This is a genomic window from Vibrio bathopelagicus (assembly GCF_014879975.1).
Classification (GTDB): Bacteria; Pseudomonadota; Gammaproteobacteria; order Enterobacterales; family Vibrionaceae; genus Vibrio; species Vibrio bathopelagicus.
The window spans coordinates 857,401-879,406 of sequence record NZ_CP062501.1 but is presented as its reverse complement, the minus strand read 5'-3'; the positions used below and the strand labels follow the sequence as shown (position 1 = coordinate 879,406).

20 protein-coding genes are annotated in these 22,006 nt (G+C 43.3%); 11 read left to right on the top strand and 9 right to left on the bottom strand.

The genetic code is table 11. From position 1 onward, the window contains the following. Positions 1 to 30: 30 nt before the first annotated feature. The 3 genes from IHV80_RS20250 to IHV80_RS20240 form a co-directional block, all read right to left on the bottom strand. Positions 31 to 1,026 (bottom strand): membrane dipeptidase, encoded by a 996-nt coding sequence (locus IHV80_RS20250; RefSeq protein ID WP_029222845.1) that lies wholly within the window; start codon positions 1,024 to 1,026, stop codon positions 31 to 33. A 228-nt stretch (positions 1,027 to 1,254) separates the two neighbouring features. Continuing rightward, entirely contained in the window at positions 1,255 to 2,715 is a 1,461-nt protein-coding gene (locus tag IHV80_RS20245; RefSeq protein ID WP_004730413.1) for an aldehyde dehydrogenase family protein, read from the bottom strand. 199 nt (positions 2,716 to 2,914) lie between these two features. Next, complete coding sequence (locus IHV80_RS20240; RefSeq protein WP_004730412.1) at positions 2,915 to 3,313, bottom strand: RidA family protein; 399 nt, start codon at positions 3,311 to 3,313, stop codon at positions 2,915 to 2,917. A gap of 157 nt (positions 3,314 to 3,470) precedes the next feature. On the opposite strand from IHV80_RS20240, the gene IHV80_RS20235 reads away from it, so the two are divergent. The 10 genes from IHV80_RS20235 (at position 3,471) to IHV80_RS20190 (ending at position 11,994) form a co-directional block, all read left to right on the top strand. Next, complete coding sequence (locus IHV80_RS20235) at positions 3,471 to 4,352, top strand: LysR family transcriptional regulator (RefSeq protein WP_171310614.1); 882 nt, start codon at positions 3,471 to 3,473, stop codon at positions 4,350 to 4,352. 740 nt (positions 4,353 to 5,092) lie between these two features. Then, a complete protein-coding gene (locus IHV80_RS20230; protein ID WP_171315847.1) occupies positions 5,093 to 5,494 on the top strand; it encodes an ATP synthase subunit I in 402 nt (133 codons plus the stop codon). Position 5,495: 1 nt separating this feature from the next. Further along, positions 5,496 to 6,266 carry a F0F1 ATP synthase subunit A gene (gene atpB, locus IHV80_RS20225; RefSeq protein ID WP_192892064.1) on the top strand — a complete coding sequence of 257 codons (771 nt, stop codon included), beginning with the start codon at positions 5,496 to 5,498 and terminating at the stop codon, positions 6,264 to 6,266. Positions 6,267 to 6,312: 46 nt separating this feature from the next. After that, positions 6,313 to 6,549: a F0F1 ATP synthase subunit C gene (gene atpE / locus IHV80_RS20220; RefSeq protein ID WP_004730405.1), complete on the top strand. Its 237-nt coding sequence runs from the start codon at positions 6,313 to 6,315 to the stop codon at positions 6,547 to 6,549. A 54-nt stretch (positions 6,550 to 6,603) separates the two neighbouring features. Next, positions 6,604 to 7,074: a F0F1 ATP synthase subunit B gene (locus IHV80_RS20215; protein WP_192892063.1), complete on the top strand. Its 471-nt coding sequence runs from the start codon at positions 6,604 to 6,606 to the stop codon at positions 7,072 to 7,074. An 11-nt stretch (positions 7,075 to 7,085) separates the two neighbouring features. Then, positions 7,086 to 7,637 (top strand): F0F1 ATP synthase subunit delta, encoded by a 552-nt coding sequence (locus IHV80_RS20210; RefSeq protein WP_009844933.1) that lies wholly within the window; start codon positions 7,086 to 7,088, stop codon positions 7,635 to 7,637. A gap of 9 nt (positions 7,638 to 7,646) precedes the next feature. Continuing rightward, positions 7,647 to 9,188, top strand: a complete 1,542-nt coding sequence (atpA, locus tag IHV80_RS20205) for a F0F1 ATP synthase subunit alpha (protein WP_009844932.1) — start codon at positions 7,647 to 7,649, stop codon at positions 9,186 to 9,188. 47 nt (positions 9,189 to 9,235) lie between these two features. Beyond that, positions 9,236 to 10,105 (top strand): F0F1 ATP synthase subunit gamma, encoded by an 870-nt coding sequence (gene atpG / locus IHV80_RS20200; protein WP_192892062.1) that lies wholly within the window; start codon positions 9,236 to 9,238, stop codon positions 10,103 to 10,105. 44 nt (positions 10,106 to 10,149) lie between these two features. Further along, complete coding sequence (gene atpD / locus IHV80_RS20195; RefSeq protein WP_004730394.1) at positions 10,150 to 11,535, top strand: F0F1 ATP synthase subunit beta; 1,386 nt, start codon at positions 10,150 to 10,152, stop codon at positions 11,533 to 11,535. Between the two features lie 15 nt (positions 11,536 to 11,550). Further along, on the top strand, positions 11,551 to 11,994 hold the full coding sequence (locus IHV80_RS20190) for a F0F1 ATP synthase subunit epsilon (protein WP_017074015.1): 444 nt from the start codon (positions 11,551 to 11,553) through the stop codon (positions 11,992 to 11,994). Between the two features lie 130 nt (positions 11,995 to 12,124). On the opposite strand, the gene IHV80_RS20185 is transcribed toward IHV80_RS20190, so the two are convergent. Next, positions 12,125 to 13,087, bottom strand: a complete 963-nt coding sequence (locus IHV80_RS20185; protein WP_192892061.1) for a nitrilase family protein — start codon at positions 13,085 to 13,087, stop codon at positions 12,125 to 12,127. A gap of 106 nt (positions 13,088 to 13,193) precedes the next feature. Between IHV80_RS20185 and IHV80_RS20180 the strand changes: the two genes are divergently transcribed. Continuing rightward, the gene (locus tag IHV80_RS20180; RefSeq protein WP_192892060.1) at positions 13,194 to 14,090 is read left to right on the top strand and encodes a LysR family transcriptional regulator; all 897 of its coding nucleotides are present in this window, start codon (positions 13,194 to 13,196) and stop codon (positions 14,088 to 14,090) included. Positions 14,091 to 14,227: 137 nt separating this feature from the next. Here the strand turns inward: IHV80_RS20180 and IHV80_RS20175 are convergent, their stop codons facing one another. The 5 genes from IHV80_RS20175 to IHV80_RS20155 form a co-directional block, all read right to left on the bottom strand. After that, positions 14,228 to 14,761 (bottom strand): RNA-binding S4 domain-containing protein, encoded by a 534-nt coding sequence (locus IHV80_RS20175; protein ID WP_192892059.1) that lies wholly within the window; start codon positions 14,759 to 14,761, stop codon positions 14,228 to 14,230. A gap of 79 nt (positions 14,762 to 14,840) precedes the next feature. Next, positions 14,841 to 16,130, bottom strand: a complete 1,290-nt coding sequence (locus IHV80_RS20170; protein ID WP_192892058.1) for an ATP-binding protein — start codon at positions 16,128 to 16,130, stop codon at positions 14,841 to 14,843. 18 nt (positions 16,131 to 16,148) lie between these two features. Beyond that, positions 16,149 to 16,856: a response regulator gene (locus tag IHV80_RS20165; protein ID WP_192892057.1), complete on the bottom strand. Its 708-nt coding sequence runs from the start codon at positions 16,854 to 16,856 to the stop codon at positions 16,149 to 16,151. A gap of 236 nt (positions 16,857 to 17,092) precedes the next feature. Further along, the gene (locus IHV80_RS20160) at positions 17,093 to 21,040 is read right to left on the bottom strand and encodes a zinc-dependent metalloprotease (RefSeq protein ID WP_192892056.1); all 3,948 of its coding nucleotides are present in this window, start codon (positions 21,038 to 21,040) and stop codon (positions 17,093 to 17,095) included. A 72-nt stretch (positions 21,041 to 21,112) separates the two neighbouring features. Continuing rightward, positions 21,113 to 21,952 (bottom strand): BamA/TamA family outer membrane protein, encoded by an 840-nt coding sequence (locus IHV80_RS20155; RefSeq protein ID WP_192892055.1) that lies wholly within the window; start codon positions 21,950 to 21,952, stop codon positions 21,113 to 21,115. Between the last annotated feature and the right edge of the window lie 54 nt (positions 21,953 to 22,006).

Here is a 22,006-nt window from a genome sequence, read left to right as displayed (position 1 = left end):
CTAATTCGATGATGGCTCGTGAGAAAGCGCTTAACCCTTGCTTTGAGGCTCTAGGCCATCTTTCAAAAAGTTAAACCAGTTTTCTCCCAAGACTTGTCCAGCTTCAGACTCGCTGAAACCATGACGCATCAATCCGTTATAAATATTTTCCATACCCGCACTACCACAGAACCAAGGCAACGCATCTGGCCAACCTGAGTTGTTTGCAGAGCCTTCACCGTAGTCCATTGCTTTAGACCAACGACCATTTCTCATCCATTCAAGGACGGCTTGAGGTTGGTTTAAGCATAGGTCACTACCAATACCTAGGTGTTCTACGCCAACCATGTCAGCGGTAGTCGCAACCATTTGGCAGAAGTCTTCCAACGTACATTGGCTGCCATTTGGTAGGTGGAATGGGTATAAACTGAATCCGATTAGGCCGCCGCGTGCGGTTAGGGCTTTAATCACATCGTTTGATTTGTTTCGTAGTGCATCATGAGCAAACGTTGGGTTCGCATGGCTGATACAAATAGGACGAGAAGACAGGTCAATCGCCTCAAGCGTTGAACGCTCGGCGCTGTGAGACATATCGATGATCATGCCCACTCGGTTCATCTCTTCGATCGCTTGCTTACCAAAGCGAGTAATACCGGTGTCGTTCTTCTCGTAGCAACCCGTCGCCAATAAGCTCTGGTTGTTGTACGTCAGTTGCATGATCAAAAGACCTTGCTGACGCATCACTTCGATAAGACCAATTTCATCGTCGATTGGAGAACAGTTTTGAGCACCTAGAAAAATGCCGACTTTGCCCGTCGCTTTCGCAGTTTCAACATCAGCCATTGAATGAATTGGCATGATAATGTCTGCATTTTGCTCGAATCTTAAGTTCCACTCTGCAAAGCGAGATAAGGTTTCACGAGCTGTCTCGTGGTAAACCGCGGTAGCGTGAACTGCTGTAATGCCGCTCGCCTTTAGTGTTTGGAAGTATTCTCTGTTCCAATTGCAGTATTGCAATCCATCTATAACAATCCGTTGCTGGTACATAACCACTCCTATTGAAAGCTCAGTGTTCTAGCTCGGTTTTGAAAACACGCTCAAATAACATGTTTTCAAAAATGGGTTAAATCACGTCTCTAATTTCATTTGTTGTGTTGGGTTTGGATGTTGGCCTGACTCTGTGAATCAGGCCAATTCAATAGCTGGATGGCTAGGCGCTTAATGTCTCCAGCCATCCCGTTCTAGTTAATAGAAAGCTGATTAATAAAAAGCCGATTAGTAAGGACGCTGGTAAGCGGTCTTCACAACTGTGTAGAACTCTTTCGCGTATTGACCTTGCTCACGAGGACCGAAGCTAGACTCTTTACGACCACCAAACGGTACGTGGTAATCCGTGCCAGCTGTTGGTAGGTTCACCATCACACAACCTGTTTGCGCTTGTTGCTTGAACATTGCGCTAGTACGTAGGCTTTGAGTAATGATGCCGCCCGTTAGACCAAAGCGAGTATCGTTGGTTGTCGCGATAGCCTCTTCTAGGTCAGCTACACGAATCACACTTGCCATTGGTGCAAACACTTCTTCTTGGTTCACTTCCCAATCGTTCTTAGTGTTTAAGAACAGCGTTGGAGACATGTAGAAACCTTCGTGTTTCATGCTTAGGCGTTCGCCACCAAATGCTAGCTCACCGCCGCTTTGACGTGCTTTCTCAACCCAACCTAGGTTTGCTTCAAGTTGGTTGCCGTCAACAACAGGCCCCATGAACACACCGTCTTCTAGTGCGTGACCGACTTTCAGCTCGCTCATACGTTTGATCAGTGCTTCAACGTATTGGTCGTGAATGCCATCCATAACCACTAGACGAGAAGATGCTGTACATTTTTGACCTGCGCCAGAGAACGAACCTGCGATAGTTGCATCAACGGCTGTTTGGATATCAGCATCATCAGCAACCACAAGTGCGTTCTTACTGCCCATCTCTAATTGGCAACGAACGAAGTTTGGCGCTGTAGCAGCGGCAACCTTACGACCCGTGTCAACAGAACCAGTAAAGCTCACACCGTTCACTTCTTTAGAGTTGATCAGTGCATCACCTACTTTAGAACCGCTACCTAGAACAAGGTTGAACGTGCCTGCTGGCATGCCTTGGCGGTGGATAATCTCAGTTAGCGCAACCGCACTTGCTGGTGTTAGGTTTGCAGGTTTCCAGATAACGCTGTTACCGAAAGCCAATGCTGGAGCGATTTTCCAAGCTGCTGTTGCTGTCGGGAAATTCCAAGGAGAGATGATGCCGATAACACCCACCGCTTCACGAGTCACTTCTACAGAAACGCCAGGGCGTACTGATTCTGCGTTGTCGCCAATTTGACGAAGCACTTCAGCCGCAAAGTACTGGAAGAACTGACCTGCACGGTAAATTTCACCACGACCTTCAGCAAAAGGTTTACCCTCTTCACGAGAAAGCAACGTACCTAGTTCATCACAACGTGCAATCAGCTCATCACCAATCGCTTGAAGTACCGCTTGCTTACGTTCAATCGGCGTTTTTTCCCACTCTGGTTGAGCGTGCTTTGCCGCTGAAATCGCTTGTTGAACTTGGTCAGCACTTGCTTGTGCGAAGTTACCGATGTTTTCAGAAATATCTGATGGGTTAATGTTCGCAACGGTGCTTACACCCGCTTGCCATTCGCCGCCAATGTAAAGTGCGTTTTCTGCTTGAACATTCTGTAATTGAGTCATCATTCTGTCCTTGTAACGGTTAGGTTGCGGTTGAGTCTGGCAACCATCTGGTTAATTAATAAACTGTTAATATTCAGGTAATTAATTGCTAAAATAAGATGTATATTTTGTTTCTAAAGTGAACCAAATCGCTTGTATCAATAAACCACTTCAAATTAAAAGAGTTTTGATCCGCAAATAGCTTTAGTTCACAGTCTGATTATTCAGGTTGAGACGCCGATGCATAAACCACGAACTCGACCAGCATTTCTTCTCTTGCTAACCCTGCAACGACGACCGCAGCACGGTTTGGATAAGGTGCATTGAAGTATTCTCCGTATACGCTGTTTACCGTTTTTAGATATTCACGGTCTGTCACGTAAATCAGAACTTGCAGCACGGAATCCATAGATTCGCCTGCACACTCCAACGTATGAACAAGGTTGTTAAAAGTCTGACGCGTTTGCGCTTCAATACCGCCTTCTACTACTGCGCCAGTTTCATCAATTGGAATCTGTGCTGTGTATAGAGTGCCGTTATTAACGATTGCCCACTCTAGTGGTGCTTTTGAAGCAAAAAGCTCGGTTTTTACTGGGTGTTTTTTAGTTTGTGCGTTCACGATTCCATCCAACTTTGTAACAACTATGTTTCAAGATGGTTAAATACTGCACCTTGACGACTGATAAATCTAACGGTAAATTTTGTGCATTTGATAAATAAAATCTATCACCTTGCAAAAAGTAAGGTATAGCAAGGGCTAGAGAAGGATCAGTGCCATGAGTATTAAGCTACAACAGTTAAAACATTTTGTTTTAGTGGTCGAAGAAGGCGGATTTCGAGCGGCATCTCACCGAGCAAATCGATCGCAAGCGGCACTTTCTACATCGATAAAAGAGTTGGAAAAAATACTCGGTCAGCCACTGTTTGAAACAGGCAACAAATCAACGCTGACACCTTTCGGGGAAATATGCCTTCCAAAAATCATTCAATTTCTGAATGTTTACAAAGCATTAGACAATGATTTACGCGCAGCAGCAGCAGGACAACAAGGAAGAGTTCGAATAGCGAGCGTGCCATCAGTCGCCGCAAAATTAATCCCTAGTGTTTTAGGGGCTTTTTGTGAGCAGTACCCGAATGTAGAAGTTAGCTTGATTGATGATAATGCGGCAGGTGTGGAAGCAAGATTACTCTCAGGAGAAGTGGATGTTGCCCTCGGAAATAGCTCCCATTTAGAAGAAGAGAGCATCGACTTCACACCTTTACTCTCAGATCCTATCGGTGTGGTGTGCCTCAAAGACAACCCTATCGCCTCTCAAAAAGAGGGAATCGAGTGGCAAACTTTGTTAAAACAACCCTTCATTCGCAACGGTACTTGTACCCTACTTGACCCAACACCCGCACGAATGCTCAGCGAGCAAGCTTTGTATTCAGTAGAGAACATTACTTCGCTGTTTTCGGTGCTAGAGCTCGGGATAGGCGTGACCACGCTACCTAAACTGGCTTTCCCAACCAATGAAACCCGCTTGGTATGGATTCCATTGATTGACCCACCTTTACAGCGTCAAATCGGTATTTTCAGACTGGCAGACCGTACGATCTCGCCACAAGCACAGGCTTTTCATGACTTATGTATTCAATACCTCAGTTATGAAGAGTAATAAGCGAACCTAGATTAAGTAAATTAGGCGGCACTTTGCTGCCATTTACTTCCTCAAAACTTGGTGTCTCTTCTCCAGCACCATGCTTCTCACACACCCAATCATCACCTTCACTCCTAAAACATCAACATTTGGGCGCTGAATTTTCACTCTCGTGTATGCAAATAATGACAAAGTAACAACAATATAAAAAATATTCGCTTACTGATAAGGAGCGGCGTACTTTTAATTTGTCAGACAAACAAGACCTTCCGTCATTGCCTCAAACAAGCTTAATCTCTCCCAAAATCACACTAGGCAATTCAGCTAACAAATGAGCCTAAGTGTTTGAATAGCCTTAATTGATAAGATAGTAAGTTGATAATTTCGCTCGCTGAATCCTTCTAAAAAGTCCCTCATTTATTTAAGGATAAAGCATCTTAAATATTCATGAATAAAGTAATAAAACTATTACTTTCATAAATGAAAAACACTTATTTCAAAAATGGAATTATTGATGCCGATATTTGTCGTTTTGATCACATAATTTTAGGCGTAGTTTATATTTTGTCGAAACGATAGCGAATTAGTTTATCTCGTTTAATTTCGTCAGGAGATATAAAGCCAGAAAGATTATTTCTTTGTTAACGAGTAAAGGTTTATTAACAAGTTAAATTGCTATTAACAAGTAAGTGCTAGTAACAAAACATATTCAAACTGTGTTTTATATTAACTTACACTGTTAAATATAAGGTTTTATTATGAGGCTTAATGGGATAAGTAGCGACATCCTTGTTGCTGCTAAAAGAGTCGTTCTTTGCCAAATAGTATTAGCCATCGGTGTAGTTTTATATGAAGTGTTTTTTGGTAATAAAGTAGATATGGAGTCTTCAGCTTTGGGTGTCGTAATCGCGATGTTACCACCGCTGTTTGGATTTATATATGCAAGCCTTAAGGTGCACAAGAATCCTAATTATAGTTTACGTGACTTAATGCAAATGAGTCGTGTCGTGAAAATAACCTATACGTTCTTAATGTTTATCCTGGCATTCCAATTTTTTAAATTGGATAACCCAGTAATATTATACGCGTACATATTCACAATGATTGGGTACTTCTTAACACCATTTATTACAGCCTCTACAAGATCGGAGTACGTGTAGTATGGATCAAGTCACTACCGCTCACGAATACATAGAGCATCACTTAACCTTCTTAACTACAGGTGATGGTTTCTGGGCATTCAACATTGACTCAATGTTGGTATCTTGGATTACAGGTTTACTGTTCATTGGTGCGTTTCGATATGTAGTCACTCGGGGCACTAGCGGTGTTCCAGGTCGTTTTCAATGTTTTATCGAGCTTATCTTTGATTTCGTTAACAACCTAGTCAAAGAGATTTTTCAAGCGGAGGATAAATTAATAGGGCCACTGGCGTTAACCACTTTTGTTTGGGTGTTGTTAATGAATGCAGTCGACCTCTTACCTATAGATTTAATACCAGGGTTAACTCGTGCAATGGGTTTAGAACACTTTAGAGACCTACCGACAGCGGATGTAAATATTCCAATGTCAATGGCACTCGGTGTGTTTATTCTACTGTTAACTTATACGTTTAAGAATAAAGGTTTGAAAGGCTTTATCAAAGAGCTAACTACTCAGCCATTTGATAACCCTCTTTTATATCCTGTTAACTTAGTTCTTGAATTAATCACATTAATTTCAAAGCCAATATCACTAGGCTTACGATTATTCGGGAACATGTATGCAGGCGAGATGATATTCATCCTTATTGCATTAATGCCATGGTGGATGCAATGGGCACTGAGTGTTCCATGGGCCTTATTCCACATATTAATCGTATTCTTACAAGCGTTTATATTTATGGTACTGACCGTTGTTTATCTAGCAATGGCGACAGAAGAACACCATTAATTAATAACTAAAAAATTAACTAACAAATTATTTATCGGAGATACAAATGGATATCGTAAGCGCAGTTTTATATGTAGCAGGTGCATTACTGATCGGTTTAGGTGCAGCAGGTGCGGCATCTGGTATTGGTAACTTAGCAGGTAAATACCTTGAAGGTGTTGCTCGTCAACCAGACCTTACTCCAATGCTTCGTACTCAATTCTTCATCATGATGGGCCTTGTGGATGCTGTACCGATGATCGGTGTTGGTATCGGTCTATACATCATCTTTGCCGTTGCTTAATTAAGAGCTTTGAAAAGATCGATTTGTAAATAATCAAGATTTAGTGAGGAAGGTATGAACTTAAATGCCAGCATGTTTGGTCAAGCAATCTCATTCGTGATTTTTGTTTGGCTATGCATGAAATATGTATGGCCCCCTCTCACCGCGATGTTAGACGAGCGCCAAAAAGAAATCGCTGATGGTTTACGCCACTCAGAGAATGCAGCGAAAGAACTAGAACTAGCAAAATCAAATGGCGCGCAACTCGTCGCAGATGCGAAAAGAAATGTGACCGAACTGATTGAGCAAGGCAAAAAACGCCGCAACGAGATCATCACTTTAGCTCACCAAGAAGGTGAGCAAGAAAAGGCGCGCATCTTAGAACAAGGTAGAGCTGAACTCGAAGGCGAACGCCAAAAGATACGCCGTGAACTTCAGGCGGATATGGCTGACGCTGTCATTCAAAGTGCACAGAAATTGATTAGCAAGAACCTAGATTCTGAAACGAACCGAGCGTTAGTTGATCAATTGATAAGCGAACTCTAAACGGAGGCAATATGTCAGATTACACCAATATTGCTCATCCCTACGCTAAAGCATCGTTCGACTTTGCTTTAGGTGAAAACAAGTTACAAGAGTGGCACTCAATGCTGTCGATTCTTGTGACGGTAGCGGAAGAAGAAACGATCGCTAAGCAGATTTCATCAGCAGAAGGTGTTCACACACAACAATCTGAAGAACTGGTCAATCTCATCATTCACGTTTGCCAAGGACTTGTTGATGACCACGTCATCAATCTCATCAAAGTCTTGGCTGAGAATGGCCGTCTTGCAGTGATCAGAGACTTGTTTAACTTGTTCAGCGACCTAAAGGACGAACATGAACGTGTAATCCCTGTCACTGTCACCAGTTCAGAATTGCTTACACAAGATCAAGTTACATCACTCACTGCTGCACTTGAGAAGAAATTAGAGCGTCAGGTTGAAATGGAACAGGTTATTGATGACTCGCTGGTTGGCGGGATCGTAATCAAGGCGGGTGAAACCGTCATCGATGGTTCTTTGAACACATCAATTAACCGATTAGCTCATCAACTTCACGCGAGATAGGTAACAATTATGCAATTAAATTCAAATGAAATCAGCGACCTGATTAAAGATCGCATCTCGAAGTTTAATGTGAGCACCGAAGCTCGCAACGAAGGCACCATAGTCTCGGTTCGTGATGGCATCATTACCATTAATGGCCTTGCGGATGTGATGCAGGGTGAGATGATCGAGCTTCCAGGTGGAAAATACGCCCTCGCACTTAACTTAGATACCCACTCAGTCGGTGCCGTGGTTATGGGGCCCTACACTGACCTATCTGAAGGTATGAAAGTGAAAGGGACAGGTCGTATCTTGGAAGTACCTGTCGGTAACGGACTTCTTGGCCGTGTAGTGAACACACTAGGCGAGCCCATTGATGGCAAAGGCCCAGTAAGTTGTGACCGACTTGACCCAGTAGAAGTGATTGCACCCGGTGTAATCGAGCGTAAGTCAGTCGATCAACCCATCCAGACGGGCTATAAAGCGGTCGACACCATGGTGCCTATCGGCCGAGGTCAACGTGAACTTATCATCGGTGACCGTCAGACAGGTAAAACTGCATTAGCCATTGATGCGATCATCAATCAAAAAGATTCTGGCATCAAATGTGTGTACGTGGCTATTGGCCAGAAAGCGTCCACTATCGCAAACGTTGTTCGTAAACTCGAAGACCACGATGCGCTTAAAAATACCATCGTCGTTGTGGCGTCAGCATCAGAATCAGCAGCACTTCAATACCTAGCACCCTATGCGGGCTGCACAATGGGCGAATACTTCCGTGACCGCGGTGAAGATGCACTGATCATCTATGATGACCTATCAAAACAAGCCGTGGCTTACCGTCAAATCTCATTGCTACTTAAGCGTCCACCGGGTCGTGAAGCCTTCCCTGGCGACGTATTCTACCTCCACTCTCGCCTACTAGAACGTGCGGCAAGAGTGAATGCGGAATATGTAGAGAAGTTCACGAACGGTGAAGTGAAAGGCCAAACAGGCTCATTAACAGCACTTCCTATCATTGAAACTCAAGCGGGTGACGTATCTGCGTTTGTACCAACCAACGTAATCTCAATTACTGATGGTCAGGTTTTCCTACAAACCCAACTGTTTAACTCAGGCCTACGTCCTGCAGTTGACCCAGGTATCTCGGTATCTCGTGTGGGTGGCGCAGCACAGTGCAAGATCATCAAGAAATTGTCGGGTGGTATTCGTACATCATTAGCTCAATACCGTGAGTTAGCCGCATTTGCTCAGTTCTCTTCTGATTTAGATGACATGACGCGTAAGCAGCTCGACCATGGTGAGCGTGTAACCGAACTGATGAAGCAAAAGCAATACTCGCCAATGTCTGTCGCTGAGCAAGCAACGGTTATCTACGCAGCAGAAAAAGGCTATTTGGCTGACGTAGAGTTGAACAAGATTGCACGTTTTGAAGAAGAATTGATTGCTTACGCAAAAGGTCAAAACCCAGAATTGTTCGACACCATCAACGCTAATGGTGACTACAACGATGAAATTGATGGCGCTCTTGCAAAGCTTCTCGGTGACTTTGTAGCGTTGAAAGCTTGGTAAACGCTCCGGTTTGTTGGCTGGAAATCAAAACAAATTAGGAGCAGATAATGGCAAATACTAAAGAAATTCGCACCAAGATAGGAAGTGTTAGTAACACTCAGAAAATCACCAGTGCAATGGAGATGGTTGCGGCAAGTAAGATGCGTAAGGTTCAAGACAATATGACGCTAACACGTCCATATGCCGAGAACATGCGCAAAGTTATCTCTCATGTCGCGTCAGGGTCACTGGAGTACCAACACCCCTATCTTCAACAGCGTGAACCAAAACGTGTTGCTTACATCATTATTTCGTCTGACAGAGGCTTATGTGGTGGCTTGAACTCTAACCTGTTCAAGAAAGTGTTAGAAGAAATGGAACAGTGGCGTACCCAAGGTGTTGAGGTAGAAACCACTTTAATTGGTTCAAAAGCTATCTCATTTTTCCAACGCAGCGGCAATGTTATCGCGCAAACGTCAGGCCTTGGTGACGCACCTAAATTAGAAGACATCTTAGGTACGGTTAACGCGATGCTCGGGCATTACGACGACGAAAAAATCGACAGTTTGTATCTAGTTTATAACCAGTTCATCAACACCATGGTTCAAGAACCAACGACCTTGCAGTTGCTACCCCACCCCTCAGATTCAGAGGCCGATGGCGGTACGAAAAAAGCACGTCGTTGGGACTACATCTATGAACAAGCACCAAGAGACATCCTCTCTGAACTGTTACATCGATACATTGAATCGCAAGTGTATCAAGGCATCGTAGAGAGCATTGCCTGTGAGCAAGCAGCCCGAATGGTGGCCATGAAAGCGGCCACCGATAACGCAGGCCAACTCATCGATGATTTGCAGTTGGTATACAACAAAGCACGACAGGCTGCCATTACCCAAGAGCTGAGTGAAATAGTCTCAGGTGCTCAAGCTGTCTAAGGGCAGAAAAGAGTGGGTCAAGAATAGAATTTGAGGATTTAGAGATGAGTGTTGGAAAAATAGTTAAAGTTATCGGCGCGGTGGTAGACGTCGAGTTCAGTGGCGGCAACAGCCCACGCGTTTATGATGCATTGAAAGTGACTAGCGAGGAAGCAAGCTCGCTCGTATTAGAAGTTCAACAACAGCTGGGTGGCAGTATCGTTCGTTGTATTGCAATGGGTACGTCAGATGGCTTGCGCCGCGGCCTCACTGTTGAAAACACCGGTTCTCCCATCACGGTTCCTGTGGGCGAAGAAACCTTAGGCCGTATCATGAACGTGCTTGGGCAGCCTATTGATGAATGTGGTGAAATCGGCCAAAAGGAAAGCTACGAAATTCACCGAGAAGCCCCTTCTTATGAAGAGCAAGCCAACAGTACTGAGCTTCTTGAGACTGGCGTTAAGGTAATCGACCTAATCTGCCCGTTCGCGAAGGGTGGTAAAATTGGTCTGTTCGGCGGTGCTGGCGTAGGTAAAACCGTCAACATGATGGAGCTTATCAACAACATCGCCAAAGCTCACTCAGGTCTATCTGTATTTACCGGTGTGGGTGAGCGTACTCGTGAAGGTAACGACTTCTACTACGAGATGAAAGAAGCTGGCGTATTAGACAAAGTTGCCATGGTTTACGGCCAAATGAACGAGCCACCGGGAAACCGTCTACGTGTGGCACTTACCGGCCTGACTATGGCTGAGCGCTTCCGTGATGAAGGTCGTGACGTACTGTTGTTCATTGATAACATCTACCGTTACACACTGGCAGGAACAGAAGTATCAGCACTGCTAGGCCGTATGCCTTCAGCGGTAGGTTACCAACCAACGCTGGCTGAAGAGATGGGTGTTCTACAAGAACGTATCACATCAACTAGACAAGGTTCGATCACGTCTATTCAAGCGGTATACGTACCTGCGGATGACTTGACCGATCCATCGCCAGCAACAACCTTTGCTCACTTAGATGCAACCGTTGTACTGTCTCGTAACATCGCTGCATTAGGCCTCTACCCTGCAATCGACCCATTGGATTCAACATCTCGCCAATTGGATCCTCTTGTAGTTGGCCAAGAGCACTACGACATTGCACAAAAAGTACAAACAACGCTGCAACGCTACAAAGAGCTAAAAGACATCATCGCGATTCTTGGTATGGACGAGCTATCGACTGAAGATAAGCAGACGGTATCTCGCGCTCGTAAGATTGAACGTTTCTTAACTCAGCCTTATCACGTAGCCGAAGTATTTACTGGTCAGAAAGGTGTATTTGTACCGCTAAGTGAAACACTGAGAGGCTTTAAAGGTCTGCTAGGCGGCGAATACGACGATATTCCAGAACAGGCATTCTTGTACTGTGGTTCTATCGACGAAGTGCTTAACAAAGCAAAATCACTCTAAAAAGGTTGGTGCATCATGGCTATCGGAGTTACAGACAATACATTTCAACTTAATATCGTAAGTGCGGAAGGTACGCTGTTTTCAGGGCCGGCTTATGCCCTAGCCGTTTCTGGCGCTGACGGTGAGCTGGGGATCCGCCCAGGTCACTCACCACTTCTCAGTAAAATAAAGCCCGGCGTGACAGTGTTTGTCACAGACCCTAAATCAGAGGGGCAAGTGCTGTATGTCTCTGGTGGCATGCTTGAAGTTCAACCGGATGTGGTAACCGTGTTAGCCGATACGGCCTTGCATGGTAAAGACATTGACCGCGCTCGCGCAGAAGAAGCAAAATATGCGGCCCTAGAGAATATCAACAAGGGCAATGTCGACATTAACTTTGCACAAGCTCAACTTGAACTGGCGAAAGCCGTTGCTCAGCTTCGTGCATCGGAGCTGACGTCTTCTCGCACTCGCCACTAAAAATAGAACGTAGATGCTTGATGTATAAATAGTCTACCCACTTAAACATGATTTAAGTGGGTAGAATACATCAGATGTTAAAGCCTCAAACTCCTCCCTGTTTTCACCCTATCCACCAGCACCTTATAACTTACTTCTCTGCAAAACGTGCTTGGTGCGGATCAAGTTCATGACCAAGAGGCTGTGTAAGTGAGTGATAAAGCTCTGGCTTACGGCCACGGATCCAGCGCCTACCTGTACACATATCTAACTCTTCCGCTTTCAACTCTGCAATCACCATGTCGTTATCTATGCTGTCAGTCTCAGTGATGATTTCACCATAAGGGCTTAGGATCATCGCATTACCTGTTCTGACTTCATCCATATCAACGCCGACACCATTACTAAATACCACAAACAGACCATTGTCGTGCGCTCTTGCAGGCAGCCAACGCATTAACCACTCGCGGCCATTCTTACCCTGCATTTCAGCACGAATCGCATCTGGATTTTCATCTCGGTTAAACCATAGCTCCGGGTCAATTCGCTTCATCGCATTCGGGCTGCGTGATTGGCAACCGCCCGTCTGATGTGGTGCAATCAATATATCAGCCCCTTTCAAAGCGGTGATTCGTACGTTCTCGACCAAGTTGTTATCCCAACAAATCAGGATACCGACTTTGTAGCCATGCGGCGTATCGAACACCGTGTATTGGTCTCCGCTGCTCATGTGTGGGCTAACGAAGGTGTGCAGTTTTCGATGTTTCTGCACCTCGCCATTTGGCATGGCAAATACGTAGGTGTTATATAGTTCGCCATCCATGCCCTGCTCTATCAAGCCTGCGCCAACACTCATGCCAAATTGAGTTGCCAACGAAACGAGCTTTTGAGTAGATTCACCGCTCGGTACAGGTTCAGCTAATGCTTCAATATCACCCCGCGATAAAGTAGACACATGCCAATAACCGGTAATGCACATCTCAGGAAAACTGATGATCTCCACGCCACTGTCCGCAGCCTGTTGAACATATTGCTCTATAACCGAAAAGTTATACGCTTTGTCACCTGCGTGGTGGTTGAATTGAACCGACGCTACTTTAATGTCTTTCTTCATGATTCGTCCTCAAATTCCGCTTTGTCTGATTTGGTATGAACTCAGTATAAAAAATCGATTCAATTCCATATAATGAAATATATTCTTAATTCAATGAGCACTTGGAATGGAATTCGATCTACTCAAAGCATTCTGTCAGTTGGCTAAATCGGGCAATTACCGTTTGGCGTCAGAGCAGCTATACATCACTCAATCGGCACTCACTAAAAAGATTCAACGACTTGAATCCAACATTGGGGCATCTCTGTTTTCACGAGGTCGGAATGGCGCAGAGCTAACGCACGCAGGAAAAACGTTACTGCCGGAAGCCCAACGTTTGGTTCATTCAATGCAAGCATTTGAGCAACTCTCAGGTTCGGTAGTAAAAGGAACTCAGGGGCATTTAGACATTGGGTTTGGTGTTTCCACTTATCATGAAGCGCCCAAGCTTATTGCGGTTTATAAACAGCAATATCCAGACGTTCATGTCACCTTAAATGACACACCTTCTAAGCAGCAGACGGATGAGTTATTAAGCCATGATCTCGATATCAGCTTCAATCGGATACCCGACTCCTTGGGTTTAGAGAGCCTAACGCTTTTCGATGACTCCCTTGTAATTGCGATACACAAAGATCTTCTCCAGCAAGCTCCCCAGTTGAGTTCTAATAACCCAAGTCAGGCAATATCTGAACTATCAAATTGGCCTTATCTAAAGCTAGCTCAACACCGTGGCCCCGGATTAGACAGACAGATTCAACAATATTGTCTTGCCAATAAAATCCACTTATCAAAGACGCAAGAAGCCGACGATATTCGGACCTTGCTGGCGTTAGAGGCGGCGAATATTGGCAACACCATTGTACCGAGCAGTGCACAGTTCATTAGCAACACCGATGTGGAATTCATTGCATTGCAAGGCGAACACGCCACTTGGCCTGTCGGGTTGATATGGAATGGAGAGAGTGAAAACCCACTCAGGGATAGGTTTGTCGAGTTTGTGGCTAATCAAAAAGAAAATTAGGCCAGAAGCTAAATCTTACCAACAAAAAAGGCTCACTAAATAGTGAGCCTTTTGATCTCTGCTTAACGCAAAACCGAAGTTTAACCTAGCTTAAGTTTTAAAAGAATAGTTTTAGAGCAGCAGTTTAGAGCTTTAGTCTAGAAGAATTCAATCGAATTACGGCCGCTTTTGTCGTCACGTTGTGGCTTAGGCGTGTCCGCTTTCTTTTTCGGTTTGTTTTCTTTCTTCTTCTCTTTTTTCTCTTTCTTTGGTTCAGCTTTCGCACTCAACATTTCTGCAGTGCTTTTCTTAGAATCCTTTTTAGACTGACCTTTCTTCGCCTTGTTGTCTTTTTTAGACGCTTCTTTCTTTTTCGGCTTTTCTGATTCTTCTTGCACTGGCTGATCGCACACCACTACATAGTACTCTTGGTTGAATTCAAAGAAGTCGCCATCGTACATTTTACGACGTTTACGAGTTTCTAATTCACCATTTACCGCCACATAACCTTCAGAAATGATGTGTTTAGCTTCACCGCCACCACTCACTAGGTTAGCAATTTTAAACACTTTGTAGAGTTCGATTGGCTGACTAGAAACATCAATACCAATTGCTTCAATCTCAATCTCTTCGCCTTCTTCTCCAAGCTCTTGGCCTTCGTAGTCAGCGTCTTCGTAATGTTCTTGGTCCATGGTGACCTCTACCTAAATATGTACTTCTGGAATATTGGGCGCAGTGTAATCTTAAAACAACTAAATGACCATGTTGAATTTATAGCTCGAGCCGAGGAAACGACAAGGCAAAACACGCACCATCCAAGTAACTTTCACCAACAGTGACATGTGCTTGGTGACGGTCACAGACTTGTTTGACGATTGCCAGCCCTAAGCCATGCCCCGTTTTCCCCTTGTTTCTCGCGGCATTAGCACTATAAAAAGGATCAAATAAATATGGCCAATGCTCAGCTTCAACTCCTTTACCATCGTCATGAACTTCAATAACAAATTCATTGTCGGTATACCACAGCTCAATCACTATCTTGGTGTCAGCAAACTTGAAAGCATTCCTCACGATGTTATCCACCGCCCTATTGAATAATTTTAGATCAACATGGAAAGATGCAGGGACTTTTAATGGAACCTTGATGAGGTCGAGTGTTGTCTCTTTCTCCCAGATACTAAAACGCTCGTTTAACCATTCATTGGCGTCAATAGGTTGCTTAAGTAATTCAAAGCCTCCCCTTTCTAAGCGAGCGTAATATAGTAGCTCATCAACCATGTCTTCCATTTCTTCAGTATCCGCAAGAATACGAGCTATAGCCTTAGACTGCTGCTCGGTCGGCGCTAAATCACTCAACAACTCTGCCTGCCACTGAATCCGAAATATTGGGGTTCTTAGCTCATGTGCTACCGCGTTAGTCAAAGACTTATTACTATTGATTAAATCTCTTATCTTGTCTGCCATGACATTAAAGCTGCGGTTCAACGTCCCCAATTTTATGCTGTTCTTCTCAGATGCCCGCTCTAATAAATCACCATGAGAAAAAGCCACTGTCGCCATTTCAAGATTGTTTAGTCGGCGCTTTATTCTCCAAACTAAAAACAGGCCACTAAACGCAAAACCAGTTATGGCAAAAACCCAAATAAGCCGGTTTTCAAACTTGATTTGCTTCCTCAGATAAGAATCTTTGTTCTTAGATAACTCATATAACTCATCACTTCCAACCAACCTTAACCAAAGGAAGTATTCGTCATGGTAGTAAACATTTCGGCCTTGTTGCTGAAAGGCTTTCCGCACTAATTCAGGCGCGTTATCAAAAGGTATGATTCGCAGGTTCTGCCGAGTCTTATCCGCGTAACGTTTTAAAAGTTTCTGCGTTTCAAGCAAACCTTTTTCGCGGTAAACCACATCAATCAGCTCTTGATAAGCTTCAGCTTGATGATCTCGTAGTATGTATTCGTAGTCGGTGCTTAACTTGTAAACGATAAAAGCATAAGAATATATACTCACTAAGAAGATAACGGTAAGTCCCGCTAAGTATTCAAAATAGATACGTCGCATTTAATTATTCAGCTACCGTTACCAGCGTTCAGGTACGAACAAGTAGCCTTTACCTCTTACGGTGATGATCTTTTTAGGAGGGACGGTTATGTCGTTGAGTTTTTTGCGTAAAATTACGATTTTATTGTCGATAAAACGATCAATGCCATCGTAATCGACACCTCTCAACTCTTGAGTAAGGAAGTTACGTGAAAGCACTTGCTCAGGAGAAGAAGCCAGCAACCAGAGTAGTTCAAATTCGCTTTCAGCTATGGATACATCGTGACCAGCATGTCTACAACCTTTGGTAGTACGATTTAAACTCAATTTACCAAAAACCAACTCGTTTCTACTGCTCACCTCAGAGCTTATTGAACTTTCCGGCGCACGACGTAAAAGCATCCGTACTCTCGCAAGTAAGACTCGTTGACGAACAGGCTTGCTAATAAAATCATCGGCCCCCGTTTCTAGAGCGGCAACATGATCAAAATCATCATCACTAGCCGTTAGAATGAGTATTTTTCCATTAAATTTACTCCTTACTTGCCTACAAATGGTCAGCCCATCAACTTCTGGAAGCATGAGGTCAAGCAGGACAATATCAGGCTGAATCGATAGAATTTGTTCACATGCTGATGCCCCATCAGAAATAGTGACCACTTCAAAAGATTGGCTTTCAAAGTACTCCTGTAACATCTCTCTTAAGATAGGATCGTCTTCTACGATCACTAGTTTCGGGTTGGTCATAAATCCTTCTCACCATTCCTTTGCTACCTTGCGAACCGCCTCTTTATTTCGAAATTCAGCACATTCTTATTACATAGCTTCTATTTATAAAAATAACAAAAACATCTATATAACATATAAATAAAAGACAATGCAGCTAAAAATAGACCAAAAGCTCTTAATTTTATACTCAAAAAAACCGGCCGCCTTAAGTAAGGAAGCCGGTTCAATTTATGAGTTATCCAAGCACTTTCTGTTTAGTCATCATAAACAGGGAACTGTTCAAATGCTCGGCGATAGTTTGCGTATTCATTCGAGCTCCATAACCTCAACTCTTCAGGGTCGTAGTTATACACTTCTTTATGAGCAGCATTCGTCGAACTGGTGTTGTTATCCGCTATCTGGTTACCAAAGATTTGCGCCAAATCGAATATACGGTCGTGCTCTTCATCTTCAAATTTACCAATCGAACTATTCTGTACTGTTTGCAAGCTTGACTGAGGGTTACACTTACGTTTCATATGATCTTCAGTGGATTCACCGTCTACTTTAAATCGTAAACATTTCTCACCATCTTCGTCATATTCTTCAAATTGGTTATCAAACATAGTCCAACGCGCGAATCCTGTAGTATCTCGAAGAGCGACAAGAGCCTGCTTATCACCGACAGCGATAATACGTGCCTCGTTACGATCTCGAGTATTCTTAAACACAGAAAGTGCATTACGAACTCGATATGGCAAACCATTCAATTTATCGACTCGTGCTTTTTGATCTTCTTTATACAAAGCGCGTGAAGCTAAAGCATTTGCCAACGTGTTACGTGAACTCAATGAATAGTTTGTCCCTTTCCAAGTAAAATTTATCCCATCTTTGTCAGCAAAACTACTATTCGCATAGTTGATGTGGATAGAGTCGCTAAACCCAGATACAGAGTCACTCAAACCATACTCATTTGCTCGATTGTATTTGTTTAAGTTCTTCAGAAGCGTACCGAAATACGGAACTTTAGTATCTTGTTGAGCCCCTTCAGTCCAATAAACAAACGCTTCGTTTCCTCCCATCGAGAAATAACGTTTCATTGGCCACAAATAGGAAGGGGTCGCTTCAATCGTTTCGGTAATATCTTGCTTATATTTCAGAACCGTTTCAGTGTAGTCCCCATTTCCGTTGACAAAAATAGCCTGACGAGCTTCAGCTCTACCCGTTAAATCCGATAGATAAGTATATAAATGACTAATTTTGTCTGACATATCAACCAAAGCCAAACTCGAGTTCTCGGTTGATTTAAATGGCGTATCACGTCTAACTAACATCTGCGCGGCTAACAACTTATCAGGCCACACACCCAATAAATCCACAGAAGAAGAAGATGTTTGATAAGGGTTGTTCGCTTTTAAACTAGCCCATACTTTTCCATCACGAGTTTCAGAACGAATGACAATTTCGTTCGCTTGGCTTGCAAGCATTTGAACTAATTCTTCATCAAAACAGCTGGTTGGTACATCTCGATTCTGTGACATGCCACCTTGGTAAGTTAACCAAAGATCAGACAGCTTAGCGAAACGATAGCGGTTAGGGACTCCAACAACGCCACTCAATTCTTCTAACTCACACACTTTATCTGGTGCTGTTAGCACGTCTAAGAAGAAGTCTGCTGCCAAGTTCGCTGCGTTGTAGGTATCACAAATTGGGCGAACACCCGCAGACAAATTTTCTAATGGAATTGCGTTACCTCTAAAGTCCACGCAGTTGTTTCCGGCTATTTCTTCAAAAACTTGTCCCTTGTTATTCGTCGTATTTGCGCCTAAATAACGAGCAAACATGAAATCAATTTCACCGACATTTTCGACGATATCGCGGATTTTTTGGAACTCTCCCATTCGATATAGGAAATAACTATATTGGTGAAACTGTTCAAAACGCTCACGCCCATTTCTCTGGTTAACAGTTTCGTAGCTATCTTTGTATCGCTGAATTCTAAACTCAGTGACTTCTTGAAGGCTCGTACCTTCATCGAAACGATCGCATAGCAAATTAGTGGTCGTGTGCTCATCCGTACAATAACGGTAACTAACTAATGAATCGGGGATACCACCTTGACCAACGTTAGCTCTAAGGTGAGCAATAACTCCCGTTGGATAAGCTTTATAGTCATTAGTCAGTTGACGGTCATACTCAGCCAGTGAATAAAGTTTGTGCTTTTGTGCTCCAGTAGCGTCAAGCTCAGCGATACTTTCGCCTTTGTTATTGGTGTTAACGACGAGCTCATTTGTTTCGACCTGACGAGCATAAGCAAAGCGTAAAGCTGCTTTATCGTACTTACCGAACGTCAAGAGCTCATCAAATATTGATGCGCCATAATCCATGATGGAGCTGTAGGCCGCAGGCTTATCAAGATGCCCAATTTTGCTCTGCGCCAATTCAGATGCTGTATAGAAGTGGCTCTCATCTGTTGAACCCATAAAATTATGACGTAGCCCAAGGTTATGCCCGAGTTCGTGTATCAATGTTGACTTGAACATGTGCTTGGAAATCGCTTGGCTTGCTAGCTTTTGCTGATCAATCGTCAGCTCTTCCCATACCTTGATTTTATTTTGTTCAGCGTCGGAAAAGAAACCACCTTGAGCATAATCTAGACCTTTAACCAACCCCTTTGATTGAGTACTCAACCACATCGCATCGACGCTATATACGTTCTGCTCAGAGAACCGTTTCAACATGTCTTGGCGTTTGTAGAACGACTGCAATGCGAGATCTTGATTAGAGGTGTCAAACTTAAAGTCCAAATCGGCTTTAGGAAGCGAACTGGCTAGCTTATCTTTGCTCACTAGATCAATTTCACGTTCACTCAACACGGGAACATCGACCGCAGGCCCTTGATCTTGCTCCATCATCTTGTTGAATAAATCAATCTCAGTTGGCTCTGTATTCAATTGCGAAGCATTGCTTTTCGCTGCTTCAACAACAGGCTCAACTTTAGCTATTTCTTGGCGATTATAGCGCTTGGCAAGATCATTCCATGTATGGCGACTTGCTGAGCGAATAACACCTAGGTATTGGTTAACGTGTGCATGAATAATTTCACCCGTTAATGGGTTAGTAGCAGATGGACCGTAACCAAGCAGACCATTATCGACAGGATCGGTAATGAGATTAAACACGTTGTAGCGTAGATCACCGGTCTGCACACCCGCTTTCTTGTCACTATTGACAATGTTTATGCGTGGTACACCAGTTCCTTCTAAAGACTGATTTACCTCGTCCATGGTATCAATAGTAAGCTGTAAGTACGCTTCGTTACCATCATCGAAGTAACTATCACTCAAGTAGTAGTCTATCGAGTCTAGATTTGGGTTAAATCGGTTGATATAAGAGAAACGAGAGCCTTGCACGTTACTTTCGCCAGTGTGGGTTTTAACCTCTTTACTGTCGTTAAAGAAACCAAAGTACGCGCTGTCTTGCCCTTGATAATAGACAGGTTCATAATCTTTAGTTGTTAACTTATCGAGCTTAACTAGAGAATAGAAAAAACGTGTTTTAAATGATAAGTCTTTAAGCTCTCCACCAAACTGATATTGATCTTCCGCTTCAGCAGTAAAGGTTCGCTCAACTTCAACGTTAATCACCCCGCCCTCAGGATCGTATTCATAAGAAATCAAACGTGGTTCTGCAGACTCCGTAACATTACTTGAGGTGTACCAAGCTCTGATGGTGTCTTGAGATAGTGATTTAATCTCTTCATATTTGGGCACAAAGTGTGTGGCTTGGCTCCAAGACACGTCTTCATCAGAGTTAATTTCTTCTTTGTTTGTACATTCACCATAGCCGTTTTCAGCACAGCGATACTGGCGGAATTCGCCAGGGATTTTAAGAACAGGGGCGCGGTTTATCTCTGTATCCCAGCGACTGTCATCCGTCGAATTCACTTTATCGCGATCAACTTCTTCGACATAAATACCATTAGTTTCATCAAAACGAAGCGTTACTAATTTCGGATCACCTTGGAAAAAACCGCGCTGAGTCATTGCGTAGCGAGGAGCTTCGCCAGTTGACGGCATATACATCCAAAGAGATTCAGTATCTAAAGATTGGACTGCAATCTCTTCGGTTGGTTTTTCATAAGTGTCATAGGCACGATCTTCGGCCCCACACCCACTGAGTATTGCAGTAATACTTGCTGCGATAATTGCGTGTTTAAACATAATTTACCTATATTTATAATTATATTACATTTCTTATTTCAACTATCCGAATTCAATGCGAACGGAGCAATATTAGAATTGGTAGTTAAGTACTGCGTAATAAGTTGTTTTCTTCAAATCAACTAAATCATTAAGAGGGTTTGAGCCTCTTTCTGGGTTGTAATAACTAATCCCATTAGTTAAACCAGCGGAAATAGAGACACTATTAGTTATTTGGTAACCTACTTCTTCACCATGTAATAAGGTTGGATCAAACGTGTCTCCGTTATAATCCCATGACTGTCTAGGCATTAAGAAAATGTTGAAATAAAAGTCTTCTGCAAAAACATAATCAAGAGAAAATTGGCTACTTAATTGATACTCAATAAGTTGATTTCCACCAGCTGTTTTATATTCGTGAAAGTTTTTCCTAAGCAATAATGTGTTACTTAATGAAAGCCCTTCAATCAAATTGTCGAATGGGGCGCTCCACCTAAGCTTTGCTCTTGTGCCTAACGTTAAATCATTCCTCCTTGACCATTTAGATGTCGGCAAGATGATTCGTACTTCACCACTGAGTGATGAACCATCAGTTGGCTTAAATAACCCATTACGCCCCCATGAAATGGATGTATCGTTCCAGAACTGTCCTCTTGTCCCATACTCATCACCGTCATATAAGTGATAACCTGACGCCACAACTTGGAGTCGAGATTTGTCCGAAAACGAGTATCGAACTACTCCTGTTGCAGAAGCAGAACGGTTTGCTAAAGACGCACTGTCTTCGTATCCATTTCGAGAGTAATCAGCACTAATATATCCAGACCAAGGATTTTCATTATTTTTAGACTCCCACTCATCTTGCAAATTATTTGCTAGGGCGAGCGAAGGCGCCACCAGCATAAACGCTGGCAACATAAGTAGTTTATTCATATTTTCCTTCTTGTATTACACTTCCGTATTATATCTACATTTTCTTTTTCCAGT